This window comes from Streptomyces sp. NPDC005722 (assembly GCF_040630935.1).
GTDB lineage: Bacteria > Actinomycetota > Actinomycetes > Streptomycetales > Streptomycetaceae > Actinacidiphila.
On the sequence record NZ_JBEXYN010000013.1, the window covers coordinates 114,242 to 136,407 of the forward strand.

The 22,166-nt window shown below is 71.8% G+C and carries 21 protein-coding genes, 1 tRNA gene and 1 pseudogene; 17 read left to right on the plus strand and 6 right to left on the minus strand.

Annotation, left to right across the window (positions count from 1 at the left end):
* The first annotated feature begins 69 nt into the window (after positions 1 to 69).
* Positions 70 to 1,569, plus strand: coding sequence for an MFS transporter (locus ABZ479_RS17540; RefSeq protein WP_500462429.1), 1,500 nt, complete (start codon positions 70 to 72; stop codon positions 1,567 to 1,569).
* A 58-nt stretch (positions 1,570 to 1,627) separates the two neighbouring features.
* Here the strand turns inward: ABZ479_RS17540 and ABZ479_RS17545 are convergent, their stop codons facing one another.
* Positions 1,628 to 2,791, minus strand: coding sequence for a sensor histidine kinase (locus tag ABZ479_RS17545; protein ID WP_500462430.1), 1,164 nt, complete (start codon positions 2,789 to 2,791; stop codon positions 1,628 to 1,630).
* A 202-nt stretch (positions 2,792 to 2,993) separates the two neighbouring features.
* On the opposite strand from ABZ479_RS17545, the gene ABZ479_RS17550 reads away from it, so the two are divergent.
* The 12 genes from ABZ479_RS17550 to ABZ479_RS17605 all read left to right on the plus strand — a co-directional run bounded on the left by ABZ479_RS17550 (position 2,994) and on the right by ABZ479_RS17605 (position 14,159).
* Complete coding sequence (locus ABZ479_RS17550; RefSeq protein ID WP_499606399.1) at positions 2,994 to 3,362, plus strand: NADH-quinone oxidoreductase subunit A; 369 nt, start codon at positions 2,994 to 2,996, stop codon at positions 3,360 to 3,362.
* The gene (locus ABZ479_RS17555; protein ID WP_500462431.1) at positions 3,353 to 3,970 is read left to right on the plus strand and encodes an NADH-quinone oxidoreductase subunit B; all 618 of its coding nucleotides are present in this window, start codon (positions 3,353 to 3,355) and stop codon (positions 3,968 to 3,970) included. Before ABZ479_RS17550 ends, ABZ479_RS17555 begins: the two co-directional genes overlap by 10 nt.
* Positions 3,967 to 5,091 carry an NADH-quinone oxidoreductase subunit C gene (locus ABZ479_RS17560; RefSeq protein ID WP_500462432.1) on the plus strand — a complete coding sequence of 375 codons (1,125 nt, stop codon included), beginning with the start codon at positions 3,967 to 3,969 and terminating at the stop codon, positions 5,089 to 5,091. Before ABZ479_RS17555 ends, ABZ479_RS17560 begins: the two co-directional genes overlap by 4 nt.
* Positions 5,088 to 6,050, plus strand: a complete 963-nt coding sequence (gene nuoH / locus ABZ479_RS17565) for an NADH-quinone oxidoreductase subunit NuoH (RefSeq protein WP_499606402.1) — start codon at positions 5,088 to 5,090, stop codon at positions 6,048 to 6,050. The genes ABZ479_RS17560 and nuoH overlap by 4 nt, the downstream gene beginning before the upstream one ends.
* The gene (locus ABZ479_RS17570) at positions 6,050 to 6,640 is read left to right on the plus strand and encodes a NuoI/complex I 23 kDa subunit family protein (RefSeq protein ID WP_500462433.1); all 591 of its coding nucleotides are present in this window, start codon (positions 6,050 to 6,052) and stop codon (positions 6,638 to 6,640) included. The genes nuoH and ABZ479_RS17570 overlap by 1 nt, the downstream gene beginning before the upstream one ends.
* Positions 6,637 to 7,194, plus strand: coding sequence for an NADH-quinone oxidoreductase subunit J family protein (locus ABZ479_RS17575; protein WP_499513364.1), 558 nt, complete (start codon positions 6,637 to 6,639; stop codon positions 7,192 to 7,194). Before ABZ479_RS17570 ends, ABZ479_RS17575 begins: the two co-directional genes overlap by 4 nt.
* Entirely contained in the window at positions 7,194 to 7,580 is a 387-nt protein-coding gene (gene nuoK, locus ABZ479_RS17580; protein WP_500462434.1) for an NADH-quinone oxidoreductase subunit NuoK, read from the plus strand. The genes ABZ479_RS17575 and nuoK overlap by 1 nt, the downstream gene beginning before the upstream one ends.
* On the plus strand, positions 7,577 to 9,580 hold the full coding sequence (locus ABZ479_RS17585) for an NADH-quinone oxidoreductase subunit 5 family protein (protein ID WP_500462435.1): 2,004 nt from the start codon (positions 7,577 to 7,579) through the stop codon (positions 9,578 to 9,580). The genes nuoK and ABZ479_RS17585 overlap by 4 nt, the downstream gene beginning before the upstream one ends.
* A 3-nt stretch (positions 9,581 to 9,583) precedes the next feature.
* The gene (locus tag ABZ479_RS17590; protein ID WP_500462436.1) at positions 9,584 to 11,149 is read left to right on the plus strand and encodes a complex I subunit 4 family protein; all 1,566 of its coding nucleotides are present in this window, start codon (positions 9,584 to 9,586) and stop codon (positions 11,147 to 11,149) included.
* Complete coding sequence (locus ABZ479_RS17595) at positions 11,149 to 12,657, plus strand: NADH-quinone oxidoreductase subunit N (protein WP_500462437.1); 1,509 nt, start codon at positions 11,149 to 11,151, stop codon at positions 12,655 to 12,657. Before ABZ479_RS17590 ends, ABZ479_RS17595 begins: the two co-directional genes overlap by 1 nt.
* Before the next feature lie 120 nt (positions 12,658 to 12,777).
* Positions 12,778 to 13,638 (plus strand): zinc metalloprotease HtpX, encoded by an 861-nt coding sequence (htpX, locus tag ABZ479_RS17600; RefSeq protein ID WP_499606409.1) that lies wholly within the window; start codon positions 12,778 to 12,780, stop codon positions 13,636 to 13,638.
* Positions 13,639 to 13,757: 119 nt separating this feature from the next.
* Positions 13,758 to 14,159 carry a YccF domain-containing protein gene (locus ABZ479_RS17605; protein WP_499606410.1) on the plus strand — a complete coding sequence of 134 codons (402 nt, stop codon included), beginning with the start codon at positions 13,758 to 13,760 and terminating at the stop codon, positions 14,157 to 14,159.
* Between the two features lie 30 nt (positions 14,160 to 14,189).
* Here ABZ479_RS17605 and ABZ479_RS17610 read toward each other — a convergent pair whose 3' ends face one another.
* The 4 genes from ABZ479_RS17610 to ABZ479_RS17625 form a co-directional block, all read right to left on the minus strand.
* Entirely contained in the window at positions 14,190 to 15,572 is a 1,383-nt protein-coding gene (locus tag ABZ479_RS17610) for an FAD-binding oxidoreductase (protein WP_500462438.1), read from the minus strand.
* Between the two features lie 77 nt (positions 15,573 to 15,649).
* A complete protein-coding gene (locus ABZ479_RS17615) occupies positions 15,650 to 16,102 on the minus strand; it encodes a flavodoxin family protein (protein ID WP_500462439.1) in 453 nt (150 codons plus the stop codon).
* Complete coding sequence (locus ABZ479_RS17620; protein WP_499606413.1) at positions 16,103 to 17,425, minus strand: radical SAM protein; 1,323 nt, start codon at positions 17,423 to 17,425, stop codon at positions 16,103 to 16,105.
* 191 nt (positions 17,426 to 17,616) lie between these two features.
* Complete coding sequence (locus ABZ479_RS17625; RefSeq protein ID WP_018558836.1) at positions 17,617 to 18,105, minus strand: YajQ family cyclic di-GMP-binding protein; 489 nt, start codon at positions 18,103 to 18,105, stop codon at positions 17,617 to 17,619.
* Positions 18,106 to 18,293: 188 nt separating this feature from the next.
* Between ABZ479_RS17625 and ABZ479_RS17630 the strand changes: the two genes are divergently transcribed.
* Positions 18,294 to 18,375 (plus strand) — tRNA-Tyr (locus ABZ479_RS17630).
* A 104-nt stretch (positions 18,376 to 18,479) separates the two neighbouring features.
* Here ABZ479_RS17630 and ABZ479_RS17635 read toward each other — a convergent pair.
* Positions 18,480 to 18,758 (minus strand): annotated as a pseudogene (locus ABZ479_RS17635) (hypothetical protein); the annotation flags it as partial.
* A gap of 91 nt (positions 18,759 to 18,849) precedes the next feature.
* Between ABZ479_RS17635 and ABZ479_RS17640 the strand changes: the two are divergent.
* The 3 genes from ABZ479_RS17640 to fxsT form a co-directional block, all read left to right on the plus strand.
* A complete protein-coding gene (locus ABZ479_RS17640; protein ID WP_500462485.1) occupies positions 18,850 to 19,107 on the plus strand; it encodes a tetratricopeptide repeat protein in 258 nt (85 codons plus the stop codon).
* A 150-nt stretch (positions 19,108 to 19,257) separates the two neighbouring features.
* Complete coding sequence (locus tag ABZ479_RS17645) at positions 19,258 to 19,758, plus strand: hypothetical protein (RefSeq protein ID WP_500462440.1); 501 nt, start codon at positions 19,258 to 19,260, stop codon at positions 19,756 to 19,758.
* 269 nt (positions 19,759 to 20,027) lie between these two features.
* Positions 20,028 to 22,166: FxSxx-COOH system tetratricopeptide repeat protein (gene fxsT, locus ABZ479_RS17650; RefSeq protein WP_500462441.1), on the plus strand; the 2,139-nt coding region annotated here is incomplete at its 3' end.

Consider the following 22,166-nt stretch of genomic DNA (forward strand, 5'->3'; position numbering starts at 1 on the left):
GCCGTGCGTACAGTGTGCGCATCGAAGGAACGGTGTACGCACGAACCGAGGTCCCGGGAAGGACGCCCCATGGAAACCCGCAACCCACGCCGCTGGTGGATCCTGATCGTGCTGTGCCTCAGTTCGCTGGTCCTGGTGGTCGACAGCATGGCGCTGACCGTGGCGGTGCCCGCGATGACCGGCGACATCGGCGCGAGCGCCCAGGACACGCAGTGGATCCTCGACTCCTACATCCTGGTCTTCGCCGGTCTGCTGCTGACCTCGGGAAGCCTCGGCGACCGGTTCGGACGCCGGAAGGTGATGATCGTCGGCCTGCTGTTCTTCGGGGCCGCCTCGCTGGCCGCCACCTTCTGCACCAGCCCGGGCGAGGTCATCGCCGTACGGGTCGCGATGGGCCTCGGCGGCGCGCTGATCATGCCCTCGACGCTCTCGATCCTCATCACCGTCTTCGACGAGGAGGAGCGCGGCAAGGCGATGGCGGCGTGGAGCTCGGTGTCGATGCTGGGCCTGGTCGGCAGCCCGGTGCTCGGCGGCGTGCTGATCGACCACTTCTCCTGGCACGCGATCTTCCTGATCAACGTCCCCGTCGTCGCGCTCGCCGTCCTCGCCGGCCTCACCCTCATGCCGGAGTCCAAGGGCCCCTGGAGCAAGCCCGACCCGCTCGGCGCCGTGCTGTCCGCGGCCGGCATGACCGCCCTGGTCTGGTGGATCATCGAGCTGCCGCAGCACGGCGCCGTCGGCGGCCGCTCCGGGATCACCCTGGCCGTCGCGGTCGTCGCCCTCGGCGCCTTCGTGGTCTGGGAGAACGTCACCGCCGCGCCCATGGTGCCGCTGGTCCTGTTCCGGCACCGCAACTTCAGCGGCGGCTCGCTCTCGCTGACCCTGGTCCAGATCGGCAACGGCGGCCTGCTGCTGGTGCTCACCCAGTACCTGCAGTTCGTGCTCGGCTACTCGCCGGTCAAGGCGGGCGCCGCCTTCGTGCCGCTGGCCGTCGCCGCGCTGGCCGGCAACGTCCTGGGCGCCAGGATCGCCGCGCGGACCGGGAACCGCCCGCTGATCCTCGGCGGCATGCTCGTCATGGCCTCCTCCTTCGCGCTGCTGGCCACCGTCACCGGGGGCAGCGGCTTCACCGTCCCCGCGGTCGCCCTCGGCCTGCTCGGCCTCGGTGCCGGCCTGGCGATGCCCGCCGCGGTCGGCGCCCTGATGAGCACCATCCCCGCGGAGAAGGCGGGCGTCGGCTCCGCCCTGAACGACACCATCCAGCAGGCCGGTACCGCGCTCGGCATCGCGATCCTCGGCTCGCTGCTGGCGAGCGGCTTCTCCCGCGGGATGCCCGCCGGCACCCCCGAGGAGGCGAGGCACTCCATCGCCGGAGCGCTGGCCGCCGCCCACGGCGACGGCGCCATGGTCCGCGCGGCCCGGGAGGCGTTCACCGCCTCGATGTCGACCACCTTCACCATCGGCGCGGTCGGCGTCCTGGCCGCCGCCCTGCTGGCCGCCCTGGTCATGCGCGACAGCCGGCCCGAGCCCGCCGCCACCCCGGCGACGGAGGCCGGACTCGCCGCCTGACGGCAACAGGAGAAGGCCGGCGCCCTCCCCACGGGCGCCGGCCTTCTGCGTGCGCGGCTCAGGCGCGGTCCCGCCAGGGCAGTTCGGCCGTCACCGTCGTCGGGCCGCCCGCCGGGGAGTCGACGACCAGCAGACCGTCCACCGAGTCCAGCCGTTCGGCCAGCCCGCCCAGACCGCTGCCGCCCGACGTGGTCGCCCCGCCCCGGCCGTCGTCACGCACCTGGATCATCAGCCGGCCGTCCGAGCGCCACAGTTCGACGACGGCCCGGCGGGCCCCGCTGTGCTTGCTGATGTTCTGCAGCAGCTCGGAGACGGTGAAGTACGCGATGCCCTCGATCGCCGGCGCCGGGCGGCTCGCCAGGTCCACCTGGACCTGCACCGGCACCGTGCAACGGGCGGCCACCGAGGACAGGGCGGCGTCCAGGCCGCGGTCGGTGAGGACGGCCGGGTGGATGCCGCGGGCCAGGTCGCGCAGCTCCTGCAGGGCCAGCTTCACCTCGCCGTGGGCGTCGTCGACCATCCTCGCCGCCGCCTCCGGGTCCTCCTGCAGCTTCTCCTTGGCCAGGCCCAGGTCCATGGCGAGCGCCACGAGCCGGGCCTGCGCCCCGTCGTGCAGGTCGCGCTCGATGCGGCGCAGGTCGGCGGCTGCGGTGTCCACCACGGTGCCGCGGTCCGACTCCAGCTCCGCGATCCGCCGCTCCAGCTCGTCGGAGGGCGACAGCAGGCCGCGGACCATCGCGCGGTCGGCGTTGGCCAGCCCCCTGGCGATGAACGGCAGCACCGGCCATGCCACGAAGAGCGAGGTCAGGGCGATGGTGAAGGTGGCGATCCCCCACGGCAGCCGGATGAAGAAGTACAGCGCGTGCCGCCACCCCACCGGGTCCTTCAACGAGGTCCACAGCCAGGGGAAGAAGCCCATCCGCCCGGGACGCAGCTGCCGGGGCTCCTCCACGGCCACCCCGAGCATGCCGCGCGCCCGTATCCGCTCCAGCCGCCCCAGCAGCCGGCAGCCGGCCAGCCCCAGCGCCAGCAGCGGCAGACCGATCACGGTCACCGACAGCCCGACGCCGAGGTAGAGCACGACGACCACGAAGACGAAGCCCACGAGGTCCACGGGCAGGTTCGCCAGGAGATACGCGATCTCCTTCCACGTCACGGCGTCGAAGGCGAAGCGCGCCGGCGGCAGCGGGGCGGCTTCCCCGCGCTGGGAGTTGATGGTCATGACGCCAAGCCTGCCGGGGACGGGGCGGCCACCGCCATGGGGTGCGCCTGCCAGGACAAGGTGGGGTTATCCGTACCACCGGTCAGGACGGGTGGTTCGGCTCCGGGGGGCAGGGCCTAGACTCCGTTCGTACAGATCGTCTAAAGATCCACCGGGATCGCTGGACAACGCGCTTACGACGAGAAACGAGGGGCGGACGGACGTGGACTACTTCCACGGCTACTCGGTCGTCGGGCTGGTCGCGGTGCTCGGGGTGCTCTTCGTGACCGTGGCCTTCGGAGCCGGTCGCCTGCTGCGGCCCGTCGTGCCGACGCAGGAGAAGATGCTCACGTACGAGTGCGGCGTCGACCCCGTCGGCGAGGGCTGGGCGCACACCCAGGTCCGCTACTACGTCTACTCCTTCCTCTACGTCATCTTCGCGGTCGACGCGATCTTCCTCTTCCCCTGGGCGACGGTGTTCGCCGCCGAGGGGTACGGCGGCACGACGCTGGTCGAGATGTTCGTCTTCCTCGGCTTCCTCGCCGTCGGTCTGCTCTACGCCTGGAAGAAGGGCGTCCTGGAATGGACGTGACCGAAGTGACCGATGTGAGCACTCCCGAGTACCTGCCGGAGCCGCGCCGCCTCGGAACGCTGGCGCGCCTGGCGCCGGAACCGATGAAGGTGGTCCTGAACTGGGGCCGCCGCTACAGCCTGTGGGTCTTCAACTTCGGGCTCGCCTGCTGCGCCATCGAGTTCATCGCCGCGTCCATGGCCCGGCACGACTTCATCCGGCTCGGCGTGATCCCCTTCGCGCCCGGCCCGCGCCAGGCCGACCTCATGGTCGTCTCCGGCACCGTCACCGACAAGATGGCCCCGGCCGTCAAGCGGCTGTACGAGCAGATGCCCGAGCCGAAGTACGTCATCTCCTTCGGCGCCTGCTCCAACTGCGGCGGGCCCTACTGGGACTCGTACTCGGTGACCAAGGGCGTCGACCAGATCATCCCCGTCGACGTCTACGTGCCCGGCTGCCCGCCGCGACCCGAGGCGCTGCTGCAGGGCATCCTCAAGCTCCAGGAGAAGATCGCCCGCGAATCGCTCGGCGAGCGCTACGGCGACGGCGGCACCCCGCACGCGTCCACCGCGGCGCTGCGCAGCGGCCTCGTCCAGGCCCCGCCGCCGCCCGGGGAGGCCGCGAAGTGACCACGCCCTTCGACCGGCTCCCCGAACCGGACGCCGTCGCCGAGGTCTTCGGCGCCGGGGCCACGGCGGAGGAGGCGTACGGTCTGCTCACCGTCGACGTCCCCGCCGCGTCGTGGACGGACGCCCTGCGGGCCGCCCGGGACACCCTCGGCTGCACCTTCTTCGACTGGCTCAGCGCCGTCGACGAACCCGGCACCGGCTTCCGGGTCTGCGCCCACGTCGTGGCCCCCGCGGTCGGCTCCGTGCGGCGGCTGATGATCCGTACGACCGTCCCGCACGAGGCACCGGCCCTGGCGACGGCCACCGGCGTCTACGCGGGCGCCGCCTGGCACGAGCGCGAGACGCACGAGATGTTCGGCGTCGGCTTCACCGGCCACCCGCACCTGGTGCCGCTGCTGCTGCCCGACGGTTTCGAGGGGCACCCGCTGCGCAAGGACTTCGTGCTGGCGGCGCGCGTCGCCAAGGCCTGGCCGGGCGCGAAGGAGCCGGGCGAGTCCGAGCACGGCGGGCCCAAGCGCCGCCAGATGCTGCCACCGGGCGTGCCCGACCCCAACGAGTGGGGCCCGCTGAAGGGGCAGTTGCCGCCCGCCCCGGCACGACCCGCCCGCACCCCGCGCGCGGCCGGTGCCGCGGGTGCCGGTGCGGCGGGCGCCGCCGAGCGCCCCGCACGGCGTACCCGCAGCGTCACCGAGGGCTCCGCGAGCCAGGGCGACGCGGCCCCGGCCGCCGCCCCTGCCGCGACCCCGCGCCGAACCCGCTCGGCCGGCGACGGCTCCGTCAGCCAGACCGCCCCCGCAGGGACCCCTGCGGCGCCGGCCACGGAGACCCCCGCGGCCCCCGCGACGCCCCGCAAGCGCACCCCGGACGCCCCCTGGGACGTCCCCCGGGACACGCCCGCCCCCGAGGCGGCACCCGCCGAGCCCGCCCCCGCCCCCGCCGAGCCCTCCGCGGGTTCGCCGGCCGCGGACGGGCGGCCCGACGCGGCCGACGGCGACCGGCCTCCCGCAGGGGAAGCCACAGCGGCCGGCGGCGCGGAGGACGAACCCGCGCGGCCCGCACCGGGCGGCGAAGCCGCCGGCAGCTCCGACCCCGACGACGCAGAAGGAGGCAGCACACCGTGAGCGACGCCCTCGAAGTGATCCTCCGGCTGCTCGCCGTGCTCGTCGCCTTCCTCGTCCTGCCCCTGGTCGTCGGCCAGACCGAGCACAAGGTCATGGCCCACATGCAGGGCCGCCTCGGGCCCATGTACGCCGGCGGCTTCCACGGCTGGGCCCAGCTCGTCGCCGACGGCGTGAAGTTCGCGCAGAAGGAGGACGTGGTCCCGGCCGACGCGGACCGGAAGATCTTCCAACTCGCGCCCGCCGTCGCGCTGCTGCCCTACCTCCTCGTGCTCGTCGCGATCCCGGTCGGCCCCGACGGGCTCGTCGGTCAGGACATCGACGCGGGCCTGTTCTTCGTCCTCGCCGTCATGGGCGTCGGCGTGCTCGGCTCGCTGATGGCCGGCTGGGCCTCCGCCAACAAGTTCTCCCTCCTCGGCGGTCTGCGCACCGCCGCGCAGCTGATGTCGTACGAGCTGCCGATGCTGCTCGCCGCCGCGTCCGTCGCCATGGCGGCCGGGACGCTCTCGCTGCCCGGCATCGTCGACGCGTACGCCTGGTGGTGGACGCCGTGGCAGCTGATCGGCGCCGTCGTGTTCTTCACCGCCGGCCTCGCCGAACTCCAGCGCCCGCCGTTCGACATGCCCGTCGCGGACTCGGAGATCATCTTCGGTGCGTACACCGAGTACACGGGGATGCGCTTCGCCCTGTTCCTGCTCGCCGAGTATGCCGGCATCGTCGTGCTGTGCGGTCTGACCACCGTCCTGTTCCTCGGCGGCTGGCACGGCCCCTGGTCCGGCAGCGTCGGCTGGCTGTGGACGCTGCTCAAGACCGCGGCCCTGGCCTTCGTCGTCATCTGGCTGCGGGTCACCTACCCCCGGCTGCGCGAGGACCAGTTGCAGCGGCTCGCCTGGACCGTCCTCATCCCGCTCGCCCTGGCCCAGATCGCGCTCACCGGCGTGGTGAAGGTGGTGATCTCCTGATGGGCGTCCCCGGTTCCGGCCTGGCCAAGGGCCTCGCCGTCACCCTGCGCACGATGACCCGCCGCTCGCACACCGCGCAGTACCCCGAGGTGCAGCCCGACCTGCCGCCCCGCAGCCGTGGTGTGATCGCGCTGTTCGAGGAGAACTGCACGGTCTGCATGCTGTGCGCCCGCGAGTGCCCCGACTGGTGCATCTACATCGACTCCCACAAGGAGACGGTGCCCGCCGCCACCCCCGGCGGCCGCGAACGCAGCCGCAACGTGCTCGACCGCTTCGCCATCGACTTCTCGCTCTGCATGTACTGCGGCATCTGCATCGAGGTGTGCCCCTTCGACGCCCTCTTCTGGTCGCCGGAGTTCGAGTACGCGGAGACCGACATCCTCGAACTCACCCACGAACGCGACAAGCTGCGCGAGTGGATGTGGACGGTGCCGGCCCCGCCGCCGCTCGACCCCGCCGCCGAGGAGCCCAAGGAGATCGGCGCCGCCCGCAAGACCGCGGAGAAGGCCGCCGCCGCGGCAGCCGCCGCAGAGGCCGAGGCCCAGGCGGCCACCCAGACCCAGGCCGAGGAGCCGGGGGGCGACGCGTGAACCTCTCCGCCGCCCACCCCGGTTTCCTGTCCCCGACCGGCGTCGAGATCGTCTTCGTCCTCGTCGGCGTCGCGACCCTGGCCGCCGCAGTCGTCAGCGTCACCACGAAGCAACTGGTGCACGCCGCCCTGTGGCTGGTCGTCGCGCTCGGTGGCGTGGCCGTCGAATACCTCCTCCTCACCGCCGAGTTCATCGCCTGGGTGCAGGTGCTGATCTACGTCGGGTCCGTCGTCGTGCTCGTGCTGTTCGGGCTGATGCTCACCAAGGCGCCCATCGGCCGTTCCCCGGACGCCGATTCGGGCAACCGGATCGCGGCGCTGGCCGTGGCCGTCGCCGCCGCGGGCACGCTCGTGTGGGTCGTGGTCGACGCCTTCCGGGCCACCTGGATCGACGTGGACGGCGCCGCGCAGGGATCCACCAAGGTCACCGGACAGATCCTCTTCCGGCACTGGGTGCTGCCGTTCGAGGCGCTGTCCGTGCTCCTGCTCGCCGCGCTCGTCGGTGCGATCGTCCTGTCCCGCAAGCAGTCCCGTCAGCAGCCGGGAGAGCGCTGATGCATCTCGCCTACCCCGCCGTCCTCGCCGCCCTCCTGTTCTCCGTCGGCCTGTACGGCGTCCTCGCCCGGCGCAACGCGATCCTCGTCCTGATGTCGGTCGAGCTGATGCTGAACGCGGTCAACCTCAACCTGGTCGCCTTCGACGTCTGGCTCCGCGACACCCTCCACGCCGGGCAGGCGCTGACGCTGTTCGTCATCGTCATCGCCGCCGCCGAGATCGGCATCGGCCTCGCCGTCGTCCTGCTCGTGTACCGCAACCGGGGCAGCTCGGACGTCGACCGCCTCACCGACCTCGCCGAGCACGGACCGCACGACCCGCACGACCCGCAGGGCGAAGGGGACGGGCCCTCCGCACCCGAAGAGAAGGCCGAGGCCGCAGCGTGACCCTGACGACCCTCGCCGTCCTCGTCCCCCTCCTGCCCTTCCTCGGCGCCGTCGGCGGCCTGCTGCTCGGCCGCACCGCCCCCGGCTTCGTCCGGCCGCTGGCCGTGCTGCCCACCGCGACCGCCTTCGTGCTGGCCGTCGTCGTCGCCGTACGGCAGGGCAGCGGCCCGGCCACCGACGCCGCGACCCGGCTCACCCCGACCGGCTCCGTGCCCGTCGACCTCGCCCTGCACCTCGACGGCTTCGCGGTGCTGATCGCCGTCCTCGTCGGCCTGGTCGCCACCTGCGTGCAGCTGTACTCCACGGCCTACCTGCGCCACGACCCGCGCTACGCCTCCTACTCCGCCCTCGTCTCCCTCTTCACCGCCGCCATGTTCCTGGTCGTCTACACCGGCGACCTGATGGTGCTGCTGGTCGGCTGGGAGGTCATGGGCATCTGCTCGTACTTCCTGGTCGGCCACTACTGGGAGACCGAGGTCGCCCGGGCCGCCTCCCTCAAGGCCTTCCTCGTCACCAAGCTCGGTGACGTCCCCTTCCTGATCGGTGTGTTCGCGCTCGCCGCCGACGCCGGCACCTTCCGGATCAACGGCATCCTGACCGCCGCCACCCACGGCCAGATCGCGCACCCGACCGTCGTCGGCCTGCTGCTCCTCGCCGGGGTCGCCGGCAAGTCGGCGCAGTTCCCGCTGCACACCTGGCTGCCCGACGCGATGGCCGGCCCCACCCCGGTGTCCGCGCTGATCCACGCCGCCACGATGGTCGCGGCCGGCATCTACCTCGTCGCCCGGCTGCTGCCGGTCTTCGAGGCCTCCACCGTCACCCTGGCGGTGCTGGGCGTGCTCGCCGCCGTCACCATGATCGGCTCGGGACTGGCCGCGCTCGCGCAGGACGACATCAAACGCGTGCTCGCCTACTCGACGATCGGCCAGCTCGGCTACATGGCCGCCGCACTCGCCGTCGGCGACCGCAGCGCCGCCGTGTTCCACCTCGTCTCGCACGGTGCCTTCAAGGCCCTCCTCTTCCTCGCCGCCGGCGTCGTCATCCACGCCGCAGGCACCAACTCGCTGGCCGCGATGTCCCGCATGGGCGACCTCGGCAAGCGCGTCCCCGACGCCATGTGGACCATGGCCATCGCGCTGGCCGCCCTGGCCGCCGTCCCGCCCTTCTCCGGCTTCTTCTCCAAGGAGTCGGTGCTGCGGGCGGCCGAGCACGCCGCCTCCGGCCACGCCGAGGCCGTGCCCTCGGCCGTCGGCTGGCTCGTCCTGGTCGCCGCGCTGATCACCGCCGTGCTCACCGCGGGCTACGCGACCCGCCTGTTCCTCCTCGCCTTCCGCGGCCACGGCGCCACGGCCCCCGAGGCCCACGGCAGGGAACCGGCCGTCATGGCCCTCGTCCTGTGGGTGCTGGCCGTTCCGACCCTCGCCTTCGGCGCCGTCGCCCTCGTGCCCTCGCTCCTCGACCTCCCCTCCTGGCTGGACGGCAACGCCCTCGCCCCGACCCTGGTCACCTCGATCCTCGGCGTCGGCCTCGCCGTCGTCGGCATCCTCGCGACCTACGGCGCCTGGCAGGCGACCGCGTCCCGCCGCGGCACCCCGCTCGGCGCGGTCGTCACCGCCGAGGCCGCCGAGGAGGAGCCGGCGCTCACCGAGGCCGCGGCCCTGCAGACCCACGAGCAGGTCTACGGGGACGTCGCCGCCGCCCAGGACCCCGCCGACCCCGGACGCCTGCTGCTCGGCCCGCTCTTCGGGCCCGCCTCCCACGGCTTCCGTCTCGACGCCCTCTACGCGGCGCTCTTCGTCCGCCCCGTGCTTGCCGCCTCCGGCCTCGTCCGCTTCCTCGACCGTGAGGTCGTCGAGACGTACGTCCGCGGCGCGGGCGGACTGCCCCGGCTGCTCGGCGCCCTCGTACGCCGCACCCAGACGGGCAACGTGCAGACCTATATCAGCGTGCTGCTGGCCGGCTCCGTGATCCTCGCCGTCCTCGTCGCCGTCGGAGCGTGAGCCGTGAACGACACCGTCCTCCAGTACGTCCTCGCGGCCGCCGTCCTCCTGCCGCTGCTCGGCGCCGCCGCGGCCCTGCTGCCGCCCCCGCCCGGTCTGAAGGGGAGGAACCCCGACCAGGCGGTGCTCCGCCACGGCGTCACCGTCACCGGGCTCGTCCTCGTCCTGAGCATCGTCCTGGCCGCGGGCTTCGACCACGACCACCCCGCGACGATGCAGGCGAACACCGACATCAGCTGGATCCCGGCGCTCGGCGTCCGCATCCACCTCGGCATCGACGGCATCAGCCTCCCCCTCCTCGTCCTGACCGCGCTGCTGACCTTCCTCTGCGCGCTCTACAGCTACTTCAAGATGCCCGCGGGTCCTTCCCCGAAGGCCTTCGTGGCGCTCCTGCTCCTCCTGGAGACGGGCACGCTCGCCACCTTCGCCGTGCTCGACCTGGTGCTCTTCTTCCTCGCCTTCGAGACCGTCCTCATCCCGATGTACTTCCTCATCGCCCGCTGGGGCGGCGAGAAGCGGGAGAAGTCCGCCCTCCGCTTCATCCTCTACACACTGCTCGGTTCCGTGATCATGCTGCTCGGCCTGCTCCTCATCGGGCTGAAGGCGGGCACATTCGACATGGTGGCACTCGCCACTGACAACGGGTCACCGCTCGGTCACTCCACGCAGCTGATCGCCGTCCTCGCCATCGGCCTCGGCCTCGCCGTCAAGGCCCCGATGTGGCCGCTGCACAGCTGGCTCCCCGACGCCCACACCGCCGCCCCCACGGTCGGCTCGGTGCTCCTGGCCGGCGTCCTGCTCAAGATGGGCACGTACGGGTTCGTACGGATCCTGCTGCCGGTCGCCCCCGAGGGCATGCAGACCTTCGCGCCCTACCTGGCCGCCTTCGCGGTCGTCGGCATCGTCTACGGGTCGCTGGCCTGCCTGGCCCTCGCCCGGCGCGGCGGGGGCGGCGACCTCAAGCGCCTCATCGCCTACAGCTCCGTCGGCCACATGGGCTTCGTGCTGCTGGGCATCGCCACCCTGACCCCCACCGGCGTCAACGGCGCGCTCTTCGCCAACGTCGCCCACGGGCTGATCACCGGCCTGCTCTTCTTCCTGGTCGGCGCCCTCAAGGACCGCTACGGCTCCACCGACCTGGACACCCTCGCCGGGCAGACCGGCGCCGCGCTGTACGGCAAGGCACCCCGCATGGGCGGCCTGCTCGCCTTCGCGGCCGTCGCCTCCCTGGGCCTGCCGGGCCTGGCCGGCTTCTGGGGCGAGATGCTGGCGATGTTCGGCTCCTTCAAGCCCGCCCCGGGCCTGGACCGCGGCGCCTACCTGGTCTTCACCGCGGTCGCCGCCTTCGGCACCCTGCTCACCGCCGCGTACCTGCTCGTCGTCGTACGCCGCGTGTGCATGGGCGAACGCGACACCGTCCACGCCGCGCCGGAGCTCGCGGACGTCCGGGGCTACGAGTTCGCGGCCTGGACCCCGCTCGTCGTCCTGACCGTCCTCGCCGGCCTGTGGCCCGCCGCCCTGCTCGGCCTCACCGACCCGGCCGTTCGCACCCTGCTCGGAGGCAGCTGATGAGCGCCCTCGCCACCTCCGTCGTCCAGTCGGTCGACTGGGCCGCGATCGCCCCGCCCGGCATCGTGGCGGTGGCCGCGATCGTCGTGCTGGTCGCCGACCTCTTCCTGCCCGAGGGCCGCAAGCGGCCCCTGGTGGCGATCACCCTCGCCGGACTCGTGCTGGCCGGGCTCAGCCTGCTGCCGCTGCTCGACGGCGACCGCACCACCTTCTGCCTCGTCGGCAGCCCCGCCGACTGCTCCTACGTCGCCGACCGCTTCACGCTCGTCGTGCAGCTGCTGGTGCTGGCCGGAGCGCTCGTCGCCGCCCTGCTGTCGGTGCACACCCTCGACGAGCTGCCCGCCGGCGAGTTCTGGTTCCTGCTGCTCTCCTCCGCCTCCGGCGCCGCGCTGCTGCCCGCCTCCCGCGACCTGGCGACCCTCGTGATCGCCCTGGAGGTCACCACGCTCCCCTCGTTCGCCCTGGTCGGCCTGCGCCGCGGCGACCGGCTGTCGAGCGAGGCGGCCCTGAAGTTCTTCCTCTCCTCGGTCGCCGCGACCGCCGTCACCCTGCTGGGCGTCAGCTTCGTCTACGCCGCCACCGGCACCCTCCACCTGGAGGCCATGGCCAAGGGACTGCAGAACGTCGACCCCCGCCTGGACACGCTCGCCGCCGCGGGCGCCGCCCTCACCGTCGTCGGCTTCGCCTTCAAGCTCGCCGTCGCCCCCTTCCACTTCTGGGTGCCCGACACCTACACCGGTGCCCCGCTCCCCGTCGCCGGCTACCTGTCGGTCGTCGGCAAGGCCGCCGGGTTCGCCGGCCTCATCCTCGTCACCGTCGTCGCCTTCCGGCCGTACGCGCACGTCTGGGGCCCCGCCGTCGCCGTCCTGGCCGCCCTCACGATGACCGTCGGCAACGTCGCCGCGCTGGTGCAGCGCCCCGACCGCCCGCGCAGCGCCGTCCGCCTGCTGGCCTGGTCGTCCATCGGCCAGGCGGGCTACCTGCTGGTCCCGATCGCCGCCGCCGCGTACACCGACCCCGACCGCCAGGTCGGCACCACCCTCGCCTACGCGCTGATGTACGCCGCCGTGAACCTCGGCGCCTTCGGCGTCGCCGCGCTCGTCGGCCGCTCCGCCCCGCAGAACCGGCTCACCGACTACCGGGGCCTGCACGGCCGCCACCCCCTCGCCGCGCTCGCCATGGCCTTCTTCCTGCTCTGCCTGGCCGGCCTGCCGCCCGGCGTCATCGGCCTGTTCGCCAAGGTCGCCGTCTTCTCCTCGGCCGTCGACGCGGGCCTCGGCTGGCTGGCCGCGGTCATGGCCGTCAACGTCGTGATCGCCCTCGTGTACTACCTCCGCTGGACGTTCCTGCTCTTCGCGAAGCCCGGCACGGAGCCGGCCGCAGCGGTCCGCCCTGCGGGTCCCTCGCGCCCGCTCGGCGCCGCCATCGCGATCACCGCCGTCGTCGGCGTCGTGCTGTCCGGAGCGCCCCAGCTCGTCCTCCGCTTCGCCTCCGCGACCCTGCTCTGAGCACCCGGCAGGAAGGTGCACAAGGGAACTAACGCCCCTCCGGTGGCGTTGGCCCCTACGGGAGGTTCTCCTTGGACGAGGAGAGAAGGTCCTCCCGATGCACAACTTGGAGGGTGTACCGTGCACCGCCGGCACAACGGCCTGAAGACCGCCGCGCTCCTGGGCGGAATGTCGGCTCTCATCCTGGTCATCGGCAGCTTCTTCGGCCGTACCGGACTGATCGTCGCACTCGTCGTAGCCCTCGGGACCAACGCCTACGCGTACTGGAACAGCGACAAGATCGCGCTGCGCTCCATGCGTGCCCGCCCGGTCAGCGAGTTCGAGGCGCCGGCGCTCTACCGCATGGTGCGCGAACTCTCCACCTCCGCCCGGCAGCCCATGCCGCGGCTCTACATCTCCCCGACCGAGGCCCCCAACGCCTTCGCGACCGGCCGCAACCCGCGCAACGCCGCCGTGTGCTGCACCGAGGGCATCCTGCGCCTCCTCGACGAGCGCGAACTGCGCGGCGTCATCGGCCACGAACTGAGCCACGTCTACAACCGCGACATCCTCATCTCCTCCGTCGCGGGCGCCCTGGCCTCCGTGGTCGTGTTCCTGGTCAACTTCGCCTGGCTGATCCCCGTCGGCCGCTCCGACGACGACGAGGGCCCCGGCCTGTTCGGCCTGCTGCTGATGATGATCCTCGGCCCCGTCGCCGCCTCCCTCATCCAGCTCGCCGTCAGCCGCTCCCGGGAGTACGAGGCCGACGCCTCCGGCGCCCGCCTCACCGGCGACCCGCTCGCCCTCGCCTCCGCGCTGCGCAAGCTGGAGACGGGCACCAAGCGCGCCCCGTTGCCGCCCGAGCCCCGGCTGGAGACCACCAGCCACCTCATGATCGCCAACCCGTTCCGCCCCGGCGACGTCTCCAAGCTCTTCTCCACCCACCCCCCGATGGGCGAGCGCATCGCCCGCCTCGAGGAGATGGCCGGCCACCGCCGCTGACACCGGCGTGCGGTCCGGCCCGTACGCGGGTACGGGCCCTGTGGGGGACGCCTGACGGAGCGGCGGCTCCCGCGCCCCCCTGACGGGCGGGGCCACCGGACGCATGGGAGGCTTGGGCCATGAAGGCGGTCAACATCGTCCTGAACGTCGTGTGGCTGGTGATCTGGGGCCTGTGGATGGCGATCGGCTACGCCCTGCTGGGCCTGCTGATGTTCATCTTCATCGTCACCATCCCCTGGGGGATCGCGTCCCTGAGGATCGCCAACTACGTGCTGTGGCCCTTCGGCCGCACCACGGTGGAACGCCGCGACGCGGGGGTCGGGTCGCTGCTCGGGAACATCATCTGGCTGGTCTTCGCGGGGATCTGGCTCGCCATCGGCCACGTGATCGCGGGCATCGGCTTCTGCCTGACGATCATCGGCATCCCGTTCGGCATCGCCAACTTCAAGATGGTGCCGATCTCCCTGGTGCCGCTCGGCCGCGAGATCGTCCCCGTGGACGCCCCGTACGCCACCCGCTGAACCCGGCGCCCGGAACGCCCCGGCAGGGCCTCAGCCCGGCTCGATGTTGTGGTTGAGCCGGAACACGTTCTCCGGGTCGTACTCGGTCTTCACCCGGCCCAGCCGCCCCAGGTTGTGCGCGCCGAGACCGGCGATCACCCGGCCCTCGCCCTCGTTGCCGATGAAGTTCAGGTAGACCGCGCCCGAGGACCACTGCCGCAGGTCGGCGCGGACGTCGTGCGCCCACTTCCGGGCCCGCTCGTCGTCCGCCGGATCCGCCCACAGGCCGAAGGGGTGCGCGACCCACGGCGCCCGGCGCCAGGGCAGCGGGTAGTCGGCCGGAGGGCGCGCCACGGCGCCGCCCACGGGGAACAGCACGTGCTGGGAGGGGGAGGGGACCACCATGTCCCGGGCACGCGCGCAGAAGCGCTCCACGGCCGCGTCCGGGAAGTCGTCCAGGTACTCCGCCGACCAGTGGTTCCGGTAGCCCGGCGGGTCGTCGAGCGCCGACTGCAGGTCCGCGTAGGGCATCTCCGCCACCATGCGGCCGTGCGGGGCGAGCGCGAGCAGCGGTTCCAGCACCTCGCGCGCCGCGTCCTCGGTGCCCGCGTACGTGAACACCACGGCGCAGGCCAGCGTGCCCACCAGGTGCTCGGGCACGAACTCCTCCGGCGGCCCGGTCAGGAAGAGCATGCCCCCGCCCACCTCGTCCGGCGCCGACGCCAGCAGGGTGCGGTAGGCGCGCAGCACCTCGGGACCGGCCTCCGGCGGCCACAGCAGCACGGCCAGGGTGGCGGCGGGCAGCGGGTGCAGCCGCAGTGTGAGCGAGGTGGCGACACCGAAGTTGCCGCCGCCCCCGTGCAGCGCCCAGAACAGCTCCGGGTTCTCGTCCTCGGCGGCCCGCACCATGGTGCCGTCCGCCGTCATCAGCTCGGCCTCCGCCAGGTTGTCGCAGGCCAGCCCGAACTTCCGCTCCAGCCAGCCCGATCCGCCGCCGAGGGTGAAACCGCCCACCCCGGTCGTGGACACCCGGCCCCCCGTGGTGGCCAGGCCGAACGGCTGCGTCGCCCGGTCCAGATGGCTCATCGTGGCGCCCCCGCCCACCCGCGCCGTGCGCGCCGCCGGGTCGACCACCACCGCGTGCATGCGCCGCAGGTCGACGACGATGCCGCTGTCGGTCAGCGCGTTGCCGGAGACACTGTGGCCGCCCCCGCGGACGGAGACCTCCAGCCCGCGCTCGCGGCCGAAGCGGATGGCCGCGGCGACGTCGTCCACCGTCTCGCACAGGGCGATCACGGACGGACGGCGATCGATCATCGCGTTGAACAGGGTGCGGCTCTCGTCGTACGACGCGTCCCTCGGTGCGACGACGTCGCCGGCGAAGCCGTCGCGCAGGGCGTCCAGGGCCGCGTCGTCCAGGACACGGGGTGCCATAGGTGCTGCCCCCTTCCCTCCACCTCCACGGTAGGACGGGGGCATGGGCCCGGCACGTCGGCACCGGGCCCGTGCGGTCACTCCGCCAGGCCGGCGGCCAGCGTCGCGCCCAGTTCCCAGCAGGCCCGCAGATCGGCCTTGGACGGCTCCCCGGTGACCGTCACCTCCGCCGCCGCCTGCTCCCAGCCCAGGCCCGTGGTGATCGACCGGATCCCGCGCACCGTCCCCGTGACGTCGTTGCCGCCGTGCACGTAGAAGCCGAACGGGCGGCCGCGCGTGCTGTCCAGGCAGGGGTAGTAGACCTGGTCGAAGAAGTGCTTGAGCGCCCCCGACATGTAGCCGAGGTTCGCCGTCGTGCCCAGCAGGTAGCCGTCCGCCGCGAGCACGTCGGAGGCGGTCGCCGCGAGGGCGGCCCGCCGCACCACGCCCACGCCCTCGATCTCGTCGGTGGTCGCGCCCGCGACCACCGCCTCGAACATCGCCTGCAGGTTGGGCGACGGCGTGTGATGCACGATCAGCAGGCCCGGCACTCAGCTCACTCCGGCGGGCGCCGACGCCGGGAGGCTGTCCATGAACGAGCTCACCGAGAACACCGCGTTGCCGGGACCGGCCGGGCCGTACCCGGGCGGCGAGCTCAGCCCGTACTCCTCCAGCGTCGAGCGGTACACGTCCAGCAGGCGGATGTGGTACTCCAGCGGCGCGCCCTCGGGGTTCGCCTTGCCCAGCGGGGTCGTCGGCTCCGGGCACCAGGTCGTGAAACGCGGCGTGATGCCCCGCGACATGAAGAAGCGCAGGCCCTCCGCCGTGGAGTCGATCGCCTCCCCGACACTGGTGAAGCCGAACGGCTCCGCCATCTCCACGCCCGCCACGAAGTTGGGGATCACGTTGCGCGGGCCGAAGATCTCCGCCGAGTCCAGGATGCGCCGGTGCCACTCGTCCCGGCCGACGTAACGCTCCTTGCCGGGGCAGTACAGCTCGAACAGACGGCGGTCCCACACCTCGTAGTTGGGGTGGTAGATCTGCACGCCGTAGTCCTTGAAGCGCTGCACGTCCTCCTTGGGCAGCGCCTGCGCGACGACCTTGCCGATCCAGCGGCCGGGGAAGCGCTCCTCGATGGCCTTCGCGTAGTGGCCGTAGAAGTCCGCCTCGTCGCGCCCGGCGACCTTGGAGGTGATCGCCCCGCCGGTCAGGGTGTAGGCGGTGGAGGACTTCGTCTCGTCGTACTTGTCGATGATCTCCAGCGCCTCCAGCACCTCCTCGACCGGCTTCACGCCCGTGTAGGGGCGGCCGGCCGCCTTGTGCTGGCGCCAGTTGTGGTTGATGTCGCAGTACTGGCACTCCTCCTTGGCGCCGAAGTACTGGCACACGCGGAAGACCGTCAGGTAGATCAGGTAGCCCCACTGGATCGTCGGCGCGACCTCCATCACCGACTTACCGTTCTCCAGGGTGTGCCGGTAGTACGCCGGCATCGGCGGCAGGCCGACGTCCGCGATGCGCACCCCGTCGAGGTAGAGCCCGAGCACCCCGCGTCCGCCCGCCCGCACGCGGTACGGCGAGGCCGGGTTCACCCGCACCGACACCACCGTGCGGCGCAGGTCGTACGGCCCGCCGGTGAGCACGATCTCCTCCGGCGGCCGCTTCAGCGCGGCGGCGCCCAACTCGGGGAGGGTGCGGTGGTCGAAGGAGAAGATGAAGTACGACTTCGGTTTGACGTCGCCGTCCTCGTTGCCGCTGAGCGCCGACTCGTCGAACGCGATCCCGCCGCGCAGCAGGTCCTCCTTGATGACCGCCTCGCGGGGGACGTGCGGGAAGCGGCTCATCAGGTCCTCGACCAAAGCGGTGCGGCTGTGCATGCCCGGCTCCATCCTCGAGACGCTGCCCCGGGTCCGCCGTCGACGGGCGGGGCGGTCCTGGGGAGACCTAACAGGAAGACACTACGCACCTGCGGCGGCTTCCCGGGCGGCACCCTCCGAATGCGCCCCGTCGTGCGCGTGGCGAAGGCCCCGGCCGCCTCCTCCCGGCCGGGGCCTCGGCAGGGCCTCGCTCAGCGGTAGTTCACGAACTGCAGCGCGAAGTCGAGGTCCTTGCCCTTCAGCAGTGCGATGACGGCCTGCAGGTCGTCCCGGCTCTTGGACGTCACGCGCAGCTCCTCGCCCTGGACCTGCGCCTTGATGCCCTTGGGCCCCTCATCGCGGATGATCTTGGCGACCTTCTTGGCGTTCTCCTGCGAGATGCCTTCCTCGATGGTCGCGAAGATCTTGTACTCCTTGCCGGACAGCTGGGGCTCGCCCGCGTCCAGCGACTTCAGCGAGATCCCCCGCTTGACCAGCTTGGTCTCGAAGACGTCCAGGATGGCCTTGACCCGCTCCTCGGAGTTGGCCTGCATCAGGATCTTGTCCCCGGACCACGAGATCGACGCGCCGACGTTCTTGAAGTCGTAGCGCTGCGAGATCTCCTTGGCGGCCTGGTTGAGGGCGTTGTCGACCTCCTGCCGCTCGACCTTCGAGACGATGTCGAAACTGGAGTCGGCCATCTTCAGTTGGCTCCTTGGCTCTGATCCGTCGGGTCCGCGACCCGCCTCCGGGCCGCCCCCGCAAGCCTAGCCACCGGACCCGCCCGAAGCGCTGATCAATAGGGTGGCGGAGCACCCCCGCGCATCGGGTATTGTTTACGACGTCGCCACGGGGACCGCACACAAGCGGCCCGCGGAGACACTTCCCAGGCGGTGTGCCCGAGTGGCCAATGGGAGCGGACTGTAAATCCGTCGGCTTAGCCTACCCAGGTTCGAATCCTGGCGCCGCCACAGGAGCGAAAAGCCCCTCTGACCAGTGGAAACGCTGATCAGAGGGGCTTTTTTCGTGCCCGTTCCAGCACTACCGAACAAGAACCGAAAACAGTGGCTTTGTCTCACCCTGTCTCGGATGAGTAGCAGCCCTGATCAGGGCGTGTCCCCCAGGTGTCCCCGGGGGACGGAGGCTCCGGCGTGTGCCACTCCCTGAGCGCCGCGTCGATGCGCTCGTTGGCCCGCTCCCGTGTGTGCGCGAGCACCTTGGCGTAGACCCGCAGAAGGACGGCGAGGCTGTGGCCGGCCCTCCGTGCGCACTCCATCGGGTCCACTCCCGAGCTGAGCCAGAACGACACCCCGGCATGGCGAAGGTCATACGGACGCCGGGCGAGGGGAGACGCCACTTCCGAGGACACCCTGACCCGGCAACGCCATGTCCTGGGCGACGACCACCCCGACGCCCTGCTCACCGCCCACAACCTCGCGATCTGGCTGGCCGCGCTCGGCGTAACCGAACAGGCCCGCGCCCTGGCCGAGGACACCGTGGCCCGACGTCGCCGCGTCCTGGGCGAGGACCACCCCAACACCCTGACCACCGCCTCCAACCTCGCGATCTGGCTGGCCGCGCTCGGCGTAACCGAACAGGCCCGCGCCCTGGCCGAGGACACCCTGACCCGACGTCGCCGCGTCCTGGGCGAAGATCACCCCGACACCCTGAGCACCGCCCGTGTGCTGGATGGCCTCGGATAGCGAAACGTCGGGTTCCAATTCTTCGATGACTCCGAGGTCGCAGCGTCACCCGTGATCGGGCCGATACGGTGACCGCGAGGGGCGAATCCTTCAGGTCACGGAAGCCGGGCGAAGGAGCGGATGATGGTGCGGGCGCCGAAGAGCGTAGAGGTGAAGCTGAACCTGCGGGTGCTGGAGATTGCCGGCACCTGGGAACCCAACGACACGGAACGGCGCGCGGCCTGGGAGCTGTACGTCGAGCTGGTCACCCGCGTCTCGGTGGTGCCGCTTCGTGAGGACGAGGGCTTGCTGCGGGAAGCACTGAGCAGCCTGTATTCGCTGTTTAATACCACCCGCGAGGTGCTGCGTAAGTACGGCCCCGACGTTGCCGAGCCCAAGAAGAACGGCCAGTACAACTTCGGCTATCTGGCCGTGGCCATGCTCAACTACGGTCTCCGCCCGCTGCTGGCTTCCTGGCACCCCGCCCTGGAGGACTGGGAGACACGCCGCCCCGCAGACGGCTCCCGGCGCGACCATGAGCAGGCCTGGCCCAAGGCCGGAGAGCTCCGCACCGCGCTGCGTGACGCCCGCACCACCCTGACCGCCTACGCGGACCTCCTGGCCACCGCCTGCGGCGTTCCCAACCTCCTCGAAGCAGTCCCCGAACACTGACAGCAATGAGAGCTCCGCTCGCTCACCCAAGGGCTCCTGAGCGCCCAGACCGAAACGCCCCACGGACAGGGTGAGGATCCCCGACCTCGTTGCCGGCACACGGCTTTCAATAGCCTCCGCGACCGCTGGTCCTGGGCTCGGCGTTCCGGGAAACGGCTTGGGGTGTTGTGTGGCGAAGTGGGGGCGGGGTGGGTGGTGGTGGTTCTAGCCTCAGTGGTGGGACGTGGTGAGGTCGGGGGTGCGGTGTGGACGGCGGGGGTTCTGTTCTCGTGGGTGGCGGGCGGTTGTTCGTCAGTTATGCGTCGCCGGATCGGGCGTGGGCGGAGTGGGTGGCCTGGCACCTGACGGACGCCGGCTATGACGTTGAGTTGGACGCCTGGCACTGGGGAGCGGGGGAGAACTTCATCCTGCGGATGAACCAGGCGCTGGAGCAGGGCAACCGGATGGTCGCGTTGTATTCCGCCGCCTACTTCGACTCCGACCGGTTCACCACAGATGAGTGGACAGCGGTGCTGACTGGTAAGGACAAGCTGGTTCCGCTGCGCATCGAGAAGGTGACCGCCCCGCCCCTTCTGAAGCCGCTCCTGTACCGGGATCTGTTCGACCTGGAGGAGGGCACCGCTCGGGAGGTGCTGTTGGGGGCGGTGAGTGGCCCGGACGGCGTCCCGACGACACCTCCGGGGTTTCCGGGGCAGCGGGGCACGGCGGGCAGGTTGCAGCGGGTGGGGGCGACCGGGCCGCGGCTTCCCGGCAGTGGTCTGCCGCGGGTGTGGAACATCCCCGGGCGGAATGCGGGTTTCACCGGCCGGGACGACGCCCTCATTCGAACCCGGGAGCGGCTGACCGGTGCCGGGACGGTGACGGTGCTGGCGTTGAACGGGCGGGGCGGGGTCGGCAAGACCCAACTGGCCATCGAATACGCCCACCGCTTCAGCAACGAATACGAACTGGCTTGGTGGATCAACGCCGAAGATCCCGCCCTCATCCCCGACCAGCTTGCCGCCCTCGCGGTGGAGACCGGCGCCGCCCAAGCCGACACCCCCGTGGACGAAGCGCTGATCGATTTGAAGAGGGAATTGCGGGGGCGGTCGCGGTGGCTGCTGGTCTTCGACAACGCCGAAGATCCCGCCGCGTTGCGGCCGTATCGCCCGGACGGGACGGGGCATGTGCTGATCACCTCCCGCAACCCCCGCTGGCACAGCCTCGCCGCCCCCATCGACGTCGACACCCTGCCCAGACCGGAAGCCGTCGCCCTGCTGCGCAGCCGCACACCCAGTCTGGGCGATGTGGACGCTGACCGGATTGCGCAGGCATTGGACGACTTGCCGCTGGCGCTGGCGCAAGCTGGCGAAGCCTTGACCGCCTTCATCCCCGACCAGTACCTGGACCAGCTCGCCCGCAATGCCGCCGAGGCCACCGACAGCGACGCCCCGCTGGGCTACCCGTACTCCCTGGCCGGCCAGATCCGGCTCAGCACCCAACGCCTGGCAGGGCAGGACCCCGACGCCGCCGCCCTGCTCAACGCCTGCGCCCTCCTGGCCCCCGACCCCTTCCCCCTCCACGCCTGCAAATCGTCCGACAACCCCAACGACAACGCCGTGGCTCGCATCCTGGCTGGACCACGAACGGTGCAACGGGTACTAAGCGCCCTGGACCGGCACGGCCTGGCCCGCGTTAGCGGCGGCAGCGTCCAGCTGCACCGCCTCACCCAAGCCGTCCTCCGTGACCAGCTCACCCCCCCGCAGCACGCCCACGCCGCCGACAACGCCAGCTGGGTCATCGAAGCCGCATACCCCGGCGACGCCGCCGACCCGGCCACCTGGCCACGCTGGCCCGACCTGCTGCCCCACCTGCTCGCCATCAACCCGGGCGCCCTCACAACCAACGTCGCACGCTACGCAGCCTGCGACGCGTGCTGGTACCTGATGGAGCGCGGTCAGCCCCGCACCGCCCTGGATCGTCTCCAACACCTGCTTCACGCATGGACCGACACCCTGGGCCCCGACCACTACGACACCCTGGTGGCCGCCACCTTCCTGACCCGCGCCCACGCCGACATCGGCAACCACGACGCCGCCCGCACCCTCGGCGAGGACACCCTGACGCGGCAACGCCGTGTCCTGGGCGAGGACCACCCCGACACCCTCGGCGCTGCCTCCAACCTCGCCAACTGGCTGGCCGCGCTGGGCGAGAGGGAGCAGGCTCGTACCCTCGCCGAGGACACTCTGACGCGGCAACGCCGCGTTCTGGGCGACGACCACACCCACACCCTGAGCACCGCCTCCAACCTTGCCATCCATCTGGCCGAGCTCGGCGAGAGGGAGCAGGCTCGTACCCTCGCCGAGGACACTCTGACGCGGCAACGCCGCGTTCTGGGCGACGACCACACCCACACCCTGAGCACCGCC

Coding starts and splice junctions, on each gene's coding strand:
- nuoK (WP_500462434.1), top strand. CDS start 7,194: ATGCATCTCGCCTACCCCGCCGTCCTCGCCGCCCTCCTGTTCTCCGTC.
- ABZ479_RS17610 (WP_500462438.1), bottom strand. CDS start 15,572: ATGGCACCCCGTGTCCTGGACGACGCGGCCCTGGACGCCCTGCGCGAC.
- ABZ479_RS17605 (WP_499606410.1), top strand. CDS start 13,758: ATGAAGGCGGTCAACATCGTCCTGAACGTCGTGTGGCTGGTGATCTGG.
- ABZ479_RS17620 (WP_499606413.1), bottom strand. CDS start 17,425: ATGCACAGCCGCACCGCTTTGGTCGAGGACCTGATGAGCCGCTTCCCG.
- ABZ479_RS17625 (WP_018558836.1), bottom strand. CDS start 18,105: ATGGCCGACTCCAGTTTCGACATCGTCTCGAAGGTCGAGCGGCAGGAG.
- ABZ479_RS17555 (WP_500462431.1), top strand. CDS start 3,353: ATGGACGTGACCGAAGTGACCGATGTGAGCACTCCCGAGTACCTGCCG.
- ABZ479_RS17595 (WP_500462437.1), top strand. CDS start 11,149: ATGAGCGCCCTCGCCACCTCCGTCGTCCAGTCGGTCGACTGGGCCGCG.
- ABZ479_RS17545 (WP_500462430.1), bottom strand. CDS start 2,791: ATGACCATCAACTCCCAGCGCGGGGAAGCCGCCCCGCTGCCGCCGGCG.
- ABZ479_RS17570 (WP_500462433.1), top strand. CDS start 6,050: ATGGGCGTCCCCGGTTCCGGCCTGGCCAAGGGCCTCGCCGTCACCCTG.
- ABZ479_RS17540 (WP_500462429.1), top strand. CDS start 70: ATGGAAACCCGCAACCCACGCCGCTGGTGGATCCTGATCGTGCTGTGC.